15 protein-coding genes and 2 tRNA genes are annotated in these 13,420 nt (G+C 57.5%); 11 read left to right on the top strand and 6 right to left on the bottom strand.

From position 1 onward, the window contains the following. Window positions 1–41: 41 nt before the first annotated feature. Window positions 42–665, top strand: a complete 624-nt coding sequence (locus QP934_RS02350; protein WP_419126699.1) for a disulfide bond formation protein DsbA — start codon at window positions 42–44, stop codon at window positions 663–665. On the opposite strand, the gene QP934_RS02355 is transcribed toward QP934_RS02350, so the two are convergent. Then, window positions 662–1,066: an MFS transporter gene (locus QP934_RS02355; RefSeq protein ID WP_419126700.1), complete on the bottom strand. Its 405-nt coding sequence runs from the start codon at window positions 1,064–1,066 to the stop codon at window positions 662–664. The genes QP934_RS02350 and QP934_RS02355 overlap by 4 nt on opposite strands. A 116-nt stretch (window positions 1,067–1,182) precedes the next feature. Between QP934_RS02355 and QP934_RS02360 the strand changes: the two genes are divergently transcribed. Then, complete coding sequence (locus tag QP934_RS02360; RefSeq protein ID WP_284788850.1) at window positions 1,183–1,656, top strand: ribose-5-phosphate isomerase; 474 nt, start codon at window positions 1,183–1,185, stop codon at window positions 1,654–1,656. Between the two features lie 86 nt (window positions 1,657–1,742). Here the strand turns inward: QP934_RS02360 and QP934_RS02365 are convergent, their stop codons facing one another. From QP934_RS02365 to QP934_RS02380, 4 genes are all read right to left on the bottom strand, one after another. Further along, the gene (locus tag QP934_RS02365) at window positions 1,743–2,576 is read right to left on the bottom strand and encodes an aldo/keto reductase (RefSeq protein ID WP_419126701.1); all 834 of its coding nucleotides are present in this window, start codon (window positions 2,574–2,576) and stop codon (window positions 1,743–1,745) included. An 18-nt stretch (window positions 2,577–2,594) separates the two neighbouring features. Then, window positions 2,595–3,227 (bottom strand): hypothetical protein, encoded by a 633-nt coding sequence (locus QP934_RS02370; protein ID WP_419126702.1) that lies wholly within the window; start codon window positions 3,225–3,227, stop codon window positions 2,595–2,597. Between the two features lie 180 nt (window positions 3,228–3,407). After that, window positions 3,408–4,100: a nitroreductase gene (locus QP934_RS02375; protein WP_419126703.1), complete on the bottom strand. Its 693-nt coding sequence runs from the start codon at window positions 4,098–4,100 to the stop codon at window positions 3,408–3,410. A 117-nt stretch (window positions 4,101–4,217) separates the two neighbouring features. Beyond that, window positions 4,218–4,292: transfer RNA gene (locus tag QP934_RS02380), tRNA-Gly, on the bottom strand. A 122-nt stretch (window positions 4,293–4,414) separates the two neighbouring features. Between QP934_RS02380 and QP934_RS02385 the strand changes: the two genes are divergently transcribed. The 9 genes from QP934_RS02385 (at window position 4,415) to QP934_RS02425 (ending at window position 12,407) form a co-directional block, all read left to right on the top strand. Continuing rightward, complete coding sequence (locus tag QP934_RS02385; protein ID WP_419126704.1) at window positions 4,415–5,239, top strand: DUF1542 domain-containing protein; 825 nt, start codon at window positions 4,415–4,417, stop codon at window positions 5,237–5,239. A gap of 134 nt (window positions 5,240–5,373) precedes the next feature. Then, window positions 5,374–5,447 (top strand) — tRNA-Pro (locus QP934_RS02390). Window positions 5,448–5,537: 90 nt separating this feature from the next. After that, on the top strand, window positions 5,538–6,893 hold the full coding sequence (tig, locus tag QP934_RS02395; RefSeq protein ID WP_204611148.1) for a trigger factor: 1,356 nt from the start codon (window positions 5,538–5,540) through the stop codon (window positions 6,891–6,893). A gap of 189 nt (window positions 6,894–7,082) precedes the next feature. Further along, window positions 7,083–7,694, top strand: coding sequence for an ATP-dependent Clp protease proteolytic subunit (locus QP934_RS02400; protein WP_419126705.1), 612 nt, complete (start codon window positions 7,083–7,085; stop codon window positions 7,692–7,694). A gap of 20 nt (window positions 7,695–7,714) precedes the next feature. Continuing rightward, entirely contained in the window at window positions 7,715–8,338 is a 624-nt protein-coding gene (locus tag QP934_RS02405) for an ATP-dependent Clp protease proteolytic subunit (protein ID WP_005324052.1), read from the top strand. A gap of 236 nt (window positions 8,339–8,574) precedes the next feature. After that, window positions 8,575–10,077, top strand: coding sequence for a peptide MFS transporter (locus QP934_RS02410; RefSeq protein ID WP_419126706.1), 1,503 nt, complete (start codon window positions 8,575–8,577; stop codon window positions 10,075–10,077). A 318-nt stretch (window positions 10,078–10,395) separates the two neighbouring features. Continuing rightward, window positions 10,396–11,694 (top strand): inorganic phosphate transporter, encoded by a 1,299-nt coding sequence (locus tag QP934_RS02415; RefSeq protein WP_337887798.1) that lies wholly within the window; start codon window positions 10,396–10,398, stop codon window positions 11,692–11,694. Between the two features lie 3 nt (window positions 11,695–11,697). After that, on the top strand, window positions 11,698–11,988 hold the full coding sequence (locus tag QP934_RS02420) for a hypothetical protein (protein WP_049377224.1): 291 nt from the start codon (window positions 11,698–11,700) through the stop codon (window positions 11,986–11,988). Window positions 11,989–12,158: 170 nt separating this feature from the next. Beyond that, on the top strand, window positions 12,159–12,407 hold the full coding sequence (locus tag QP934_RS02425) for a hypothetical protein (RefSeq protein ID WP_239661049.1): 249 nt from the start codon (window positions 12,159–12,161) through the stop codon (window positions 12,405–12,407). Window positions 12,408–12,503: 96 nt separating this feature from the next. Here the strand turns inward: QP934_RS02425 and fabG are convergent, their stop codons facing one another. Further along, on the bottom strand, window positions 12,504–13,271 hold the full coding sequence (fabG, locus tag QP934_RS02430; protein WP_419126707.1) for a 3-oxoacyl-ACP reductase FabG: 768 nt from the start codon (window positions 13,269–13,271) through the stop codon (window positions 12,504–12,506). Window positions 13,272–13,420: the final 149 nt, after the last annotated feature.

Genomic DNA, 13,420 nt, shown 5'->3' on the forward strand with positions numbered 1-13,420 from the left:
CTAGGCTGGTGGGGCAAACTTTTTCAATCCAAGGAGTATTCATGGCTGACGCAGTAAAGTTCTGGTTCGACGTATCCTGTCCCTTCGCTTGGGCCACTTCGCGCTGGATTAAGGAAGTGGAAAAGGTACGCGACATTGAGGTGGAGTTCGAGCCAATGTCCCTGTCCGTGCTCAATGACGGACGCGATTTAGACTCCACCTACATGGACATGATGAAGGCTAACTGGGGCCCGGCCCGCGTGTTTGCCAAGGTCAAGGCCGAGCGCCCTGAGAAGGTAGACGAGCTCTACACCGCAATGGGCACCCTGGTTCACGCCAAGGGCAATGGCGGGCGCACCGGCTTTGGCGCCTATGACGACATCATCGCCCAGGCCCTAGCGGAGGTGGACCTGCCGGCCGAGTTCGCCGAGGTAGCCAATACCGAAGAGTACGACGAAAAGCTGCGCGAATACCACCACAACGGCATTTCTTCCGTAGGCGATGAGGTGGGCACCCCGGTTATCAAGCTGGGTGATACCGCGTTTTTCGGCCCAGTCATTACCCGTGTGCCTACCGGGGAAGAAGCAGGCGAGCTTTTCGACGCCTCCTTGCGCCTTGCCCAGTACCCCTACTTCTTCGAACTCAAGCGCTCTCGCACCGAGATGCCGCAGGTGGAGGAGAACTAAGTGTCTTTCTTTTGTCGGCGCAGCTGAATCGCGGCGCCGACGCACAGTGCGATGGTCAGCGGGGTCAAGATGAATGCCGGCAGACCTGCGATATTGATAGAGGGAAGTTCCATGCCGGCCTGGAAGTCGTCCCACGCAACAAGTACCCAGGAAGCCCACGAGGCACCGGCGAGAAGCGCGATAATGCCGGCCGCAATTGCGCCCCCGTTGGCGCGCGGATTCCCGCGCACCTTCTGCGCAATCCACCACACTCCCAGGCCTAGGTGAGCCAAAGTGGCAAGAATGCTCGCGATAAGCGGGAGGAGGAAGCCTCCGGCGCCGGAAACCTGAACGCCAAGCAGGATGATGCAGGCGAGAAGACTCCCGCCGTAGAGCGCGAGGACTGGTTTGGTCATAGGCATGGCTTTCCTCCTTCATAGCGATGGTGACCGTCCGAGAGCTTATCAGGAAAATGTAATGCGAAACAGGGTGGGCGCTAAGCCTCCTCAAGGCGTGCCGGGCCGGTAGGATATGGGCCATGCGCGTATATCTAGGAGCAGACCACGCAGGTTTCGAAACCAAGAACCTGATCGTTGAACACCTCACCAAGCAGGGCCACGAAGTCATTGACTGCGGCGCCCATACCTACGATGCCGAGGATGATTACCCGGCCTTTTGTATCGAAGCGGCACAACGCACCGTCAATGACCCAGGTTCCCTGGGCATCGTGCTTGGCGGCTCCGGCAACGGCGAGCAGATTGCCGCGAATAAGGTCAAGGGTGCCCGCTGTGCACTGGCGTGGTCCGCAGAGACCGCACGCCTTGCCCGCGAACACAACAATGCCCAGCTCATCGGCATCGGTGGCCGCATGCACACCGAGGAGCAGGCACTGGAAATCGTCGACGCCTTCTTGGATCAAGAATGGTCCCGCGCGGAGCGCCACCAGCGTCGCATTGACATCTTGGCGGAATACGAGCGCACCGGCATCGCCCCGGAGCTGCCGGAGGCCTAAGCCACGCAGAATAAACGCCGCGGACCAAAGCTGGTTCCGCGGCGCTTTTGTGTACGCACCGGCAGGCTCGGCCGAGGCGCTAAGGCTTAGGCATCATTCATGTCATTCGGGTGCGGGCCGCCGCGCCCGTCTTCGCCCTCATCCAGGGCGGTGATGGCAGCCATCTCGTCCTCGGTGAGCTCAAAGCCGAAGACGTCGAAGTTCTCCGCGATGCGCGAGGGGGTAGCTGACTTGGGGAAGAGGATCACGCCGTTTTGCAAGTGCCAGCGGATGACGACCTGCGCCGGGCTGACATCGTGCGCCGCAGCGGCGTCGGTGACCTCGGGGGCCTCCAAGATATCGCTCTTTCCCTGGCCCAGCGGGCCCCACGCCTCGATAGTGACGGTGTGGGCGCGGAAAGCATCCAGCTCGCGCCAGCGCTGCAAATAAGGGTGAAGCTCAACCTGATTGACCGCCGGCTTGACGTCGGTCTTGAGCTCCAGCTGCTCCAAGTGTTCCAGCTCGAAGTTGGAGACGCCGATGGACTTTGCCTTGCCCTGCTTCTGCAGCTCGATGAGCTGCTGCCACGCCTCGACGTAGGTTCCCTTCGCCGGAGTAGGCCAGTGGATGAGGTAGAGATCCACATACTCTAGGCCGAGCTTGTCCAAAGACTCATCAAGTGCTGCGGCGGCATCGGTCTGGCGGTCATTCCACAGCTTGGTGGTGACAAAAAGTTCCTCGCGCGGGATGCCGGACTTGGCAATTGCCCGGCCCACGCCTTCCTCGTTGCCATAGATAGCGGCGGTATCGATATGTCGATAGCCCACGCGCAGGGCCTCGGCTACCAGCTCTTCGGTCTTATCCGGATCCATCTGGAATACGCCGAAGCCAAGCTGCGGGATGGTATTGCCATCATTAAGGGTGATGTTAGGTACGCTCATGCGCCCCAGACTACCTGCCTACTGCAGTGGGCCGAGCGTGATGAATTTATTCCACGTTTCCCACTCGTCCTGTAGGCGGGCACGCTCATGGGGTGGGGTAGCGGTGCCGTCGATAAGCGCGGCATCTATCATGCGCACGCCATTGTCAAAGAACAACGCGGCGTGCCCCGAAGCGCCGTGGCGCAGTACCGGAACCAGGTTCAACCCATCGAAGGACAGGCGCGCATTGGGCCGCACATCCAGCCCGGCAATGGCGGCGAGGGTGGGAGCCAAATCAATAGGGGAGACTAGCTCGTTATTTTCCCCGCTTTCCGCCACACCCGGCCACAGCACCGACATCGGAGCATTTCCACCTAGCAAGGAGCAGACAGCAATGACGCCTTCAACCTGGTCAAGTTCCTCCAGGCTGGGCTGTTCAAGTAGGCGGAAAACATCGTCACCGGCAGGGTGCGTGTCTTCACGCACCTCATAGCCCACTCCGGCAAAAACCTCACTGATGCGTGTGGTGGCTTGGCGCTGTGGGTACTGCCCAGTCAGGGTACCGCGGCGGGAATCCGCATAGGTTTCCGAAGGCACCCACGTGTTATTAAAACGAACGCCGCGCAGTGCGGTCTCCGGCGCATGGTCAAAGGTCGCAAGAGTGATATCCATGGGCTCAATTCTAGGCTTGCCGACGCCCCCTTCGGCCAACTTCGCTTAGTGATATTGGTGAGCGGGCACTCGCCGCGGCGATTCAACGATTTCGTCCCTATAAATCGCCTATTTCGTCGACGGTCGCGGTGGTTTAGATGGACGAAATCGTTGAAATTAGCTTTCTGATGGGAGCCGGTGCTAATCGAGCTCCAGGCCCTCAATGCCGTGCACCGTCACGGTCTCTGACAGCGGTGCGCGACCCGGATTCGTCTTGAAGACTGGGCTAGATTCGTCGGCCGTACCAAAGGTGATGGCGGCGACCAGCTTGTAGTCCTCGTCTACACCGAGGAATTCACGCGCGGTTGGTGCAATCAAAGAAATCATGCCTTGCGGGATGCCGTGATAGCCGTGTGCTTCCAAGGAAAGCAAAAAGTTTTCGGCGTAGGTTCCCTGGTCAAAGGCGGCACGGACGCGGTCGCCCATCGGTGGGATAAAAAGAAGTGCCGCATGCGGCGCGCCGAAGAACCGCAGGTTTTCGCGGACGAACTCCACGCGGCCTTCTTTATCCTCGCGCTTAATACCAAGCAGCCCGTACATTTTGGCGGCCAGTTCTTGGGAACGCTGGGGATGGATGCCCTCACCATAATCGGTGGTGAAGTCCGGGCTGAGGCCGTTGGTGTCGAATTCCTTAATCAGCGCAGCGCTGAGCTCCTTGAGCTTTTCTCCGCCCACCACGTGCACGTTCCACGGCTGGGTATTGGAGTTGGACGGTGCGGATTGAGCGTCCTTCAAGACCTGCTTGATGTCTTCTACCGGCATGGGCTCCGGAAGGAATGCGCGGGGAGAGTGGCGATTGCGGATAAATTCGGAATACTTATTGGTTGAAGTCATGCGCGCCACTGTACACATTGCCGCATGCGTCCGCCTTAAACCAAGTGTGGCCAGCGCAGATGAGTCGGGCCGGGGAAGTAAAACGAAAAATCGCCCACCTGAAAGATGGGCGAGACGTGGAGGGAATGACGGGAATCGAACCCGCGTCTTCAGCTTGGAAGGCTGAGGTATTAGCCACTATACGACATTCCCACAGCGCGCTATTGAAACGCTGCGCCATACTTTAGCGCACGTCGGGGCAAAAATGAAAATAGGGAACTAGGCTGGCGCCTGAGCCGTTGTTATAAGCAGAACGGCCCTACCAATAGAAGGCGATGATCATAGTGGAAATTTTGCTCCTTGTGCTGGCAGTGGGCGGAGGCGCGTGGTTTATGTCCTCGCGCAACTCTCAAAAGCGCCGCGAGGAACGAGAAGCGCAGCAATTGGCCGATGCGCAAGCCGATGCTCGCCGGTGGATTGAACGCCTGGGTGGACAGGTAATGCAGATTTCTGGCACCGATTCTGCCTCCCAGCAGGCAATGGCCGATGCATCCGAGCGCTTTACTGCGGCTAACTCGGCAATTTCGCGCGCCACTACTGCAAAGCAGGCGAACCTCGCGCGTGAGTCCGCTCTGGAAGGCATGCACTATGTGAATGCCGCGCGCGAGATTATGGGCATGAACCCAGGCCCAGAGCTGCCACCGCTCGAGGGGCAGCGCGCCGCCGGCAAGGTAACGGAAAAGCGCACCGTGGAAGCGAATGGTCAGCAGATCACTGCTTCGCCGTACGCCTCCGCGGATACCCCGAACTACTACCCAGGCGGAACCGTCGCAGGGCGCCCAGTTCCGGCAGGGTGGTACTCGCGTCCGTGGTGGGCTGATGCATTGCAGACCGGCGTGTGGATGGTTGGCTACTCCATGATGTTTAATGCCCTGTTCTCCGGTATGTCTGGCGTTGGTTATTCTGCGGCCGCTGCCGAAAGCGGCGACTGGGGTGGCGGTGATGGCATGGGCGATGCTGGCGACATGGGTGGTGACGTTGGCGATGCTGGCGACACCGGTGACATGGGCGATGGCGATGACGGTGGTGGCCTGTTTGATGGCCTTGGCGATGGCGATGGCGGTGGATTCTTTGACGGAATGTTTGATTTCGATTTCTAGCCGCTAGGCTGTCAAAATCGTCTTCTGTGCTGCGAGGATTCCATTAAGTGGGGGTCCGTTTAGGAGATTTAAAACGGACACGGTACACTGTCTCAGGTATGCAACGCAGCCAAGGTAACTTGGTGGCCTACATACGGGGCGTGGCGCAGTTTGGTAGCGCACCTGCTTTGGGAGCAGGGGGTCGCAGGTTCAAATCCTGTCGCCCCGACGTATGGGGGTCTGGAAATGCCCTAATAAGGATTTCCGGACCCCCTTTAAGTTTATGTACGTAAAACAATGAAGCCAGGGAGATTCACTCGTGAAGACCACCGTAGACAAGCTGAGCGATACCCGCGTTAAGCTCACCGTCAACGTTCCGTTTGCGGAGCTGGACCAGGAAATCGATCAAGCTTACGCGGCAATCGCGCAGCAGGTTTCTATTCCAGGTTTCCGTAAGGGCAAGGCACCGCGCCAGCTTATTGACGCTCGCTTCGGCCGCGGCCCCATCCTGGAGCAGGTTGTCAATGACATGCTGCCTTCCCGTTACGAGCAGGCAGTCAAGGAAAACGATCTGAAGGTCATCGGCCAGCCGGACGTTGATATTTCCAAGATTGAGGACAAGGACTTCGTGGAGTTCACCGCAGAGGTTGATATCCGCCCTGAGTTCGAGATTCCGGACTTCTCCAAGATCTCCGTTACCGTCCCAGCCCTAAAGGCTGACGAAGAGGACGTCGACAAGGCTCTGGAGGAGCTGGCAGAGCGCTTCGGTGAGCTCAAGGACACCAAGCGCAAAATGAAGACCGGCGACTACGCCATCATCGACATTACCGCTGAAATTGACGGCGAGAAGATCGAAGACGCTTCCACCGAGGGTCTGTCTTACCGTATCGGCGATGATGACCTCATCAAGGGTCTGGACACTGCACTGCGCGGCATGAAGACCGGTGAGGATAACGAGTTCACCTCTACCATCCAGTCCGGTGAGCACAAGGACGAAGAGGCCACCATCAAGGTCCATGTCCAGCAGTCCAAGGAGCGCAAGCTGCCGGCTATGGACGATGAGTTTGCTCAGATGGCTTCCGAGTTCGACACCATGGACGAGCTGCGTGAATCCACCAAGACCCAGGTGGAGGAGACCAAGAAGGCTGAACAGGCTGCACAGATCCGCGATGAGGTTCTGAAGTCCGCACTGTCCGAGGTTGAATTCGAACTGCCGCAGTCCGTAGTGGACGAGCAGGCTCACTCCCAGCTGCACCAGATCCTGGGCCAGCTGGCTCACGATGAGAAGGCACTGGCTCAGCTGCTTGAGGCACAGGGCACCTCCCGCGAGGAGTTTGATAAGCAGACTCGCGAGCAAGCAGAAGAGTCCGTCCGCACCCAGCTGTTCCTTGACGCCGTAGCCGAGAAGGAAGAGCCGGAAGTTTCCCAGCAGGAGCTGACCGACCACATCCTGTTCACCGCTCAGTCCTACGGCATGGACCCGAACCAGTTCATCCAGCAGCTGCAGTCCAACGGCCAGATCGCAAACCTCTTCTCTGACGTGCGCCGTGGCAAGGCACTCGCTGCCGCTATCTGCCGCACCACCGTCAAGGATGAAGAGGGCAACGACGTAGACGTTGACCAGTACTTCGGTGAAATCGAAGAGGAAGAAAACGACGCAACTGACGCGGAGTAATCCTTCCTTTTAAAAGCCCAGCCCCATAGCCACACAGTGGTTAATGGGCTGGGCTTTTGCCATGCGTGGCGGGAAAGAAATGACCAAGAATGTGGGCCAAACGCTGATAGCGAACAGTGCCCACAAGAGCCGTCACATTAAGTAGTGTGGTGGCATTAGAGATTAACCGTCCTCAAGGAGACTATTCGAATGTCTAAGAAATCTGACCAGCTTCAGATGAACAACCCCTCGGGTTCCGGCCTGAGCTTGGGAGATAGCGTTTATGAGCGCCTCTTGCATGAGCGCATTATCTTTTTGGGCACCCAGGTAGACGACGAGATTGCCAATAAGCTGTGCGCACAGATTTTGCTGCTGTCCGCAGAGGATCCCACGCGCGATATCTCGCTCTACATCAACTCCCCGGGTGGCTCCGTCACGGCCGGCATGGCCATCTATGACACCATGAAGTACTCACCGTGCGATATCGCCACCTACGGTATGGGCCTGGCCGCTTCCATGGGCCAGTTCCTGCTTTCCGGCGGCACCAAGGGCAAGCGCTTCGCGCTGCCGCACGCACGCATCATGATGCACCAACCTTCTGCCGGTGTTGGCGGTACCGCTGCGGATATCGCCATCCAGGCTGAGCAATTTGCTCAGACCAAGCGCGAGATGGCCGAGCTCATTGCCGAGCACACCGGCCAGACCTTCGAGCAGATCACCAAGGACTCCGACCGTGACCGTTGGATGACCGCACAGCAGGCCAAGGACTACGGCATTGTTGACCACGTCATTGAGTCCGTCAACGGCCCGCTGAGCAACTAGGGAATAAGGAGAAAATCACTATGAATCAGTCCCAGATGCCAAGTTCCCGCTACGTTCTGCCGTCCTTCATTGAGCAGTCCGCACAGGGCACTAAGGAAACCAATCCATATTCCAAGCTTTTTGAAGAGCGCATTATCTTCTTGGGCACCCAGGTGGATGACACTTCCGCAAATGACATTATGGCCCAGCTGCTGGTTCTGGAGAGCCAGGACCCAGACCGCGATATCACCATGTACATCAACTCGCCCGGTGGTTCCTTCACCGCGTTGATGGCTATCTATGACACCATGCGCTACGTTCGTCCCGATGTGCAGACCGTGTGCCTGGGTCAGGCCGCTTCCGCCGCCGCTGTGCTCTTGGCTGCGGGTGCGCCGGGTAAGCGTGCCGCGCTACCTAACTCCCGTGTGCTCATTCACCAGCCGGCAACTCAGGGTACTCAGGGTCAGGTTTCTGATCTGGAGATTCAGGCGGCCGAGATTGAGCGCATGCGCAAGCTGATGGAAACCACCCTATCTGAGCACACCGGTCGTACCGCTGAGCAGATCCGCATTGATACGGATCGCGATAAGATTCTGACCGCTCAGGAAGCCGTTGAATATGGCATCATCGATACGGTCTTTGATTACCGCAAGCTCAACGCTTAATTTGGAATAACTCATTCCAAGTAGCCCCTGCTGCTCAACCGAATTCCGGTTGTGAGGCAGGGGCTTTCAGCATTGTAGGGCAGGAAAGGGGCAATGCCCGGTAATTCTTGCTGCACCCGAATGGGGTAATTCTCTCTGCGTAATATCTGCAGGTCGTTAGGTTTATTTCTATCGTGCGACACTAAACTTATAATGACCGATTTGTGATTTAGACCTCCAAGTGGTCAGATATTTTTATGGAGAAACACACATCTGACGCGGCGGCCCAGGCTGCTACACCCACGCCGCAGAGCGGCGAACGTACATTCTTTGGTCACCCTTGGGGTTTGGCAAACCTCTTCGGTGTGGAAATGTGGGAGCGCTTTAGCTTCTATGGCATGCAAGCTCTTGTCTTGCTTTACATGTATTACTCCACTACCGATGGTGGTCTCGGCCTCGACCGAGCGGACGCGACGTCTATTGTGGGAGCCTACGGTGGCTTGGTCTACATGGCCTGCTTATTGGCTTCTCTTGTTGCTGACCGTGTCTTGGGCGCAGAGCGCACTTTGTTTTATTCGGCCGTTCTGGTCATGGCCGGTCACCTCGCCTTGGCATTTATCCCCGCGGTAACTGGTTTGGCCATTGGTCTTGTCCTCATTGCAGTTGGTTCCGGTGGCGTTAAGACGACTGCACAGGTTGTGCTTGGCTCCATGTACTCCCGCGATGACCCGCGCCGCGATGGTGGCTTCTCCATCTTCTATATGGGCGTTAATATTGGCGCGCTTGTTGGTCCGCTGCTCACCACCGCGCTGTGGGGCTGGAAGGGCTTCCACTGGGGCTTTGGCATCGCGGCAATTGGTATGGCGCTTGGCCTGATTCAGTATTCCCTCATGCGCAAGACCACCATTAAGGATGCGGGGCATGAGGTTCCAAACCCGGCTAGCTCGAAGCAATTGCTCATGGGTGTGGTGGTAGTTGCAGCCATCATCGTGGTTATGGTGGTGGCATTGGCTACCGGCGCTATTCAGGTTGATTGGCTGTCCAATATCGTTACCGCGGTTGCTCTGGTTGCAGCAATCTATCTGTGGGCACAGATGTATACCTCGGAGTTAGTGACCCGGGAGGAAAAGAACCGCCTGTTGGGCTTTATTCCGATGTTTATTTCCGGTGTTTTGTTCTTCGGTATCTTCCAGCAGCAGTTCACCGTAATGACGATTTATTCGGATGTGCGCCTGGACCGCCACATGTTTGGCTGGGAAATCCCTCCATCACTCGTCCAGTCCATTAATCCAATCTTTATTGTTGTTTTCTCTGCGGTCTTCGCAACGATGTGGACGAAGCTAGGGGATAGGCAGTGGTCCACCCCAGTAAAGTTCGGCGTAGCCAATATCGTCATCGGCATCTCCTTGTTCTTCTTCCTTCCTTTCTCGGGTGCGGAAGCGAACTCCACCCCGATGTTTGTCATCGTTTTCATCCTCTTCCTTTTCACCATGGCGGAGCTCCTTCTTTCGCCGGTGGGCAATGCGCTTGCCACCAAGGTGGCGCCGGTGGCATTCCCGTCCCGCATGATGGCGGTGTGGATGATGGCGGTGGCTATGGGTACCTCGCTGGCCGGCTCCTTGGCTAGCTTCTATAACCCGGATGATGCAGGCGCGGAGAATACCTTCTTCATCTCCCTTGGTGTTGTATCCATCGTGTTGGGTGCCATCCTGCTTGTTCTAAGCCGCTGGGTGGTAAAGAAGTTCTCTACTTTCCGCTAGGTGCTGTAAAGCACCCTTAAATGGGAGGTATGTCGGCGTGATGTTGGCATACCTCCCTAAGTGGTTTTTATCACTCGGGTTAAGCGGGGGAGGTGGGGGCATTTAATTGGCATTAGCTGGGGAAATTTTATCCCTTTGGAATCCTCTTGGGCTCGATTCTGGGCCCCAGCAGGTTAACAAAAGGTTAACCAAAGGAAATATTAAAGAAAAGCAATTGTCTGCGAATAGGTGCAGGAGTAATCTGCATTTCGTCCGCGACGTGTGAAGGCGCCGCAGATGCGTACCGTGTTCATCTTTTCTTTCCAAGGGGCCAACGCTGTGACAGCGACTCTGATTATCCTCGGCATTGTGGTGGTGACCGCCCTTGCCTTTGACTTCACGAACGGGTTTCATGACACTGCCAACGCGATGGCTACGTCCATTGCCACTGGTGCTTTGAAGCCTTTTACTGCGGTAGCCATCTCCGCAGTGCTTAACCTTGTGGGTGCCTTCCTTTCGGTCAATGTTGCTGCGACCGTCGCAAAAGGCATTGTTAACCTTGATTCCTACGACCTGTCTGGCGCCGCCGCTGATACCGACGGTCAGGCACTGTTGATGGTCGTCTTCACTGGCCTTATCGGCGGCATCATCTGGAACCTGTTCACCTGGTTGCTGGGTATGCCGTCCAGTTCCTCCCACGCCTTGTTCGGTGGCCTTATTGGTGCCGCCTTCGCTGCGATGGGCTCGGCTGGCGTGGAGTGGTCCTCCATTGCCGGAAAGATCATTATCCCGGCCGTTGCCTCGCCTATCATCGCGGCGCTGGTTTCGGCGTGTGCCACGTTCCTTATCTACTGGGTAACCAACACTATCCCGAATAAGGCTAAGAACGAGCACTTCCGCCACGGTCAGATCGTCACTGCGTGCCTGGTGTCCCTGGCGCACGGCGCTGGCGATGCACAGAAGACCATGGGCGTTATCTTCCTGGCACTGGTTGCCTCTGGGCATGCGGTTGCAGACGCCCGCATTCCAACCTGGGTTATCGTTTCTTGTGCTGTGGCTATCGCTCTCGGCACTCTGTCTGGCGGCTGGCGCGTTATCCGCACCCTTGGCAAGGGTCTGGTGGAGATCGAGTCTCCACAGGGAATGGCCGCTGAAGCTACTTCCGCAGCCATCATCCTCACCTCTGCTACCGGTGGTATGGCACTGTCCACCACCCACGTGTCCACCGGTTCTATTCTGGGTACCGGCCTGGGGCGCCGCGGTGCTGAGGTTCGCTGGGGCGTTGCCATGCGCATGGTGTCCGCATGGCTCATCACCTTGCCGTGCGCTGCGTTCGTGGGCTTTGCTACCTGGTGGTTGGCACACGGCGTCTCCTCCTTTACCAACGTCGCAACCGGTGCCATCGTGGACTTCGTCTTGCTGCTGGCAATGGCCGCGCTCATTGTCATCCGTTCCCGTATGAACCCGGTGGATGCTTCCAACGTCAACAACGACTGGGATCCAAACTCCGAGTCCGTGGATTCTTCCATGGGTGCGGGCTCTGACCGCAAGGAGCCAGTTGCTGCCGGCGCCGCACCAGTGTCCGCTACCAATGCGGAGGATGCCTCCGCGCCGTCTACTGTTCAAGAGGAGCGCTAAACCATGACTGCTGCAGAAATCTTCCAGTCCCTCATTCACGTTGCAGGCTTGGCGTTGGTCTTCGGCGCTGGCATTCCGCTACTTTTCTCCTTGGGCATGCGGTGTATGACCGGTGACCCCATTCGCGACGACAACGGCGTCGTTGTTGGCGATACCCCTGCAAGCCCTCAGATGAAGGTGCTTGGCTGGACTGTCTATGCGGTGCTGGCCGTAGTTATCCTGGTGGCCATCATGTGGATTGCCCGCGATACGCTGGACCACTACTTTGGCTTCACGCCGTTTGGTGACCTCTAAGTCATTGTCCTTCCTTGGGGACAAACCTCTAATGTGGCGTGCGACACACTTTCTTTAAGTTAACAAAAGGTTAACTTAAAGCGACCAAAGGGTTGCCTAACGAGGGCGTGTCGCGTATATTTTTCTGTATCAAACAGAGAGAAAGCCACATGGAGGTGTGAGAAATGAACATGATGCGTTCTTTGATGGACGGCATCGCTGATGCGTTCAAGAGCTCCACCACTGGTACCGGCCTGGACACCATTTCGGAAGCTCCGGTTCGTGCTTTGGTGGCAGAAACCCTGCTTGACGCTGATAAGACTCCTGCTACGACCAAAGACGTTGCAGAAGCACTAGAAACCGTTACCGGTCATGCACCGGATGAACTTGAGATGCTCGATGCAGAACTTTTCCTGCTCGACTTCGACTGGCTGCAGTAGGCAGCAAATGAATGAAATCCCACGAGGCCCCTCGCCGCACACTGTGTAGTGAGGGGCCTCGTGCTTTGTGCACATGGGGGGCGTCGGCAAGCGCGGCTAATCGCGCGGCGGCAGTATGGCCTCGGGAGTCTCGGGCAAGAGCTGGCCGCCATCTATGACGAGGGTTTGGCCGGTGATGTAGCCTGCCTCTTCCGAAGCCAGGAAGGCTGCCGCAGTGCCAATATCTCGCGGGGTGCCTAGGCGGTGCAGCGGTACTGACCGCGTCATTTGATCGAGGTACTCTTGGCCTTGGGCCTCGAGGCCCTCGGTGAGGATATTGCCTGGGAGGACGCCGTTAATGGTGATGCCATCGCGGGCCACTTCCAGCGCGGCTGAACGCATAAACCCCTGCTGGGCGGCCTTGGAGGCGCCGTAGTGGGCCCAACCCGGAAAGCCCGTGTGTGAGCCGGTGATAGATGTGGTGATGACGATGCGCCCATAGCGGCGTTGCTTGAGGTAGGGGAGTGCCTCTTGGACCACCTTGAAGGTGCCGTGGGTGTTGATGGCAAACATCGCCTCCCACTTTTCATCGGTCATCTCTGCCAGCGGACAGTTGGGAAAGACCCCGGCATTGGAGCACACAATGTCGAAGCCGCCGTGCTCGGCAGTGACCTGGTGATACAGGTCCTTAACCGAAACGCGGTCGGTGACGTCCACGCGAATGGCGCTGGCACCCAACTCCTTAGCGGTAGTGGTGGCGTGGTCGAGGTCGATATCGGCGATGACAACGGTGGCGCCGGCCTCCCGCAGCGAGGCGACGATGCCGCGGCCAATGCCGGAGGCGCCGCCGGTGACAATGGCTACTCGTCCTGTGAGATCGAACATGATGCTCCTGTTCCTAAAAGGGGTGGGATGAGGGTGATTTCACCTTCTAGTTTAGGCCGCAGGAGCAGGAAAGGCCTGGGAAATTCGCCACGCGGGAGGGAATGAATGAAGGGCCTGTCGGGTTGATTTACTAAGGTAGAAACAGATGA

This window comes from Corynebacterium sp. MSK122, assembly GCF_030229435.2.
GTDB lineage: Bacteria > Actinomycetota > Actinomycetes > Mycobacteriales > Mycobacteriaceae > Corynebacterium > Corynebacterium marquesiae.

What these genes read in the sequence shown, in the direction of transcription:
- QP934_RS02360 (WP_284788850.1), top strand. Translation starts at nt 1,183, where the DNA reads ATGCGCGTATATCTAGGAGCAGACCACGCAGGTTTCGAAACCAAGAAC.
- QP934_RS02400 (WP_419126705.1), top strand. Translation starts at nt 7,083, where the DNA reads ATGTCTAAGAAATCTGACCAGCTTCAGATGAACAACCCCTCGGGTTCC.
- QP934_RS02375 (WP_419126703.1), bottom strand. Translation starts at nt 4,100, where the DNA reads ATGACTTCAACCAATAAGTATTCCGAATTTATCCGCAATCGCCACTCT.
- QP934_RS02365 (WP_419126701.1), bottom strand. Translation starts at nt 2,576, where the DNA reads ATGAGCGTACCTAACATCACCCTTAATGATGGCAATACCATCCCGCAG.
- fabG (WP_419126707.1), bottom strand. Translation starts at nt 13,271, where the DNA reads ATGTTCGATCTCACAGGACGAGTAGCCATTGTCACCGGCGGCGCCTCC.
- QP934_RS02420 (WP_049377224.1), top strand. Translation starts at nt 11,698, where the DNA reads ATGACTGCTGCAGAAATCTTCCAGTCCCTCATTCACGTTGCAGGCTTG.
- QP934_RS02350 (WP_419126699.1), top strand. Translation starts at nt 42, where the DNA reads ATGGCTGACGCAGTAAAGTTCTGGTTCGACGTATCCTGTCCCTTCGCT.
- QP934_RS02405 (WP_005324052.1), top strand. Translation starts at nt 7,715, where the DNA reads ATGAATCAGTCCCAGATGCCAAGTTCCCGCTACGTTCTGCCGTCCTTC.
- QP934_RS02355 (WP_419126700.1), bottom strand. Translation starts at nt 1,066, where the DNA reads ATGCCTATGACCAAACCAGTCCTCGCGCTCTACGGCGGGAGTCTTCTC.
- QP934_RS02385 (WP_419126704.1), top strand. Translation starts at nt 4,415, where the DNA reads ATGATCATAGTGGAAATTTTGCTCCTTGTGCTGGCAGTGGGCGGAGGC.
- QP934_RS02425 (WP_239661049.1), top strand. Translation starts at nt 12,159, where the DNA reads ATGATGCGTTCTTTGATGGACGGCATCGCTGATGCGTTCAAGAGCTCC.
- QP934_RS02370 (WP_419126702.1), bottom strand. Translation starts at nt 3,227, where the DNA reads ATGGATATCACTCTTGCGACCTTTGACCATGCGCCGGAGACCGCACTG.
- QP934_RS02410 (WP_419126706.1), top strand. Translation starts at nt 8,575, where the DNA reads ATGGAGAAACACACATCTGACGCGGCGGCCCAGGCTGCTACACCCACG.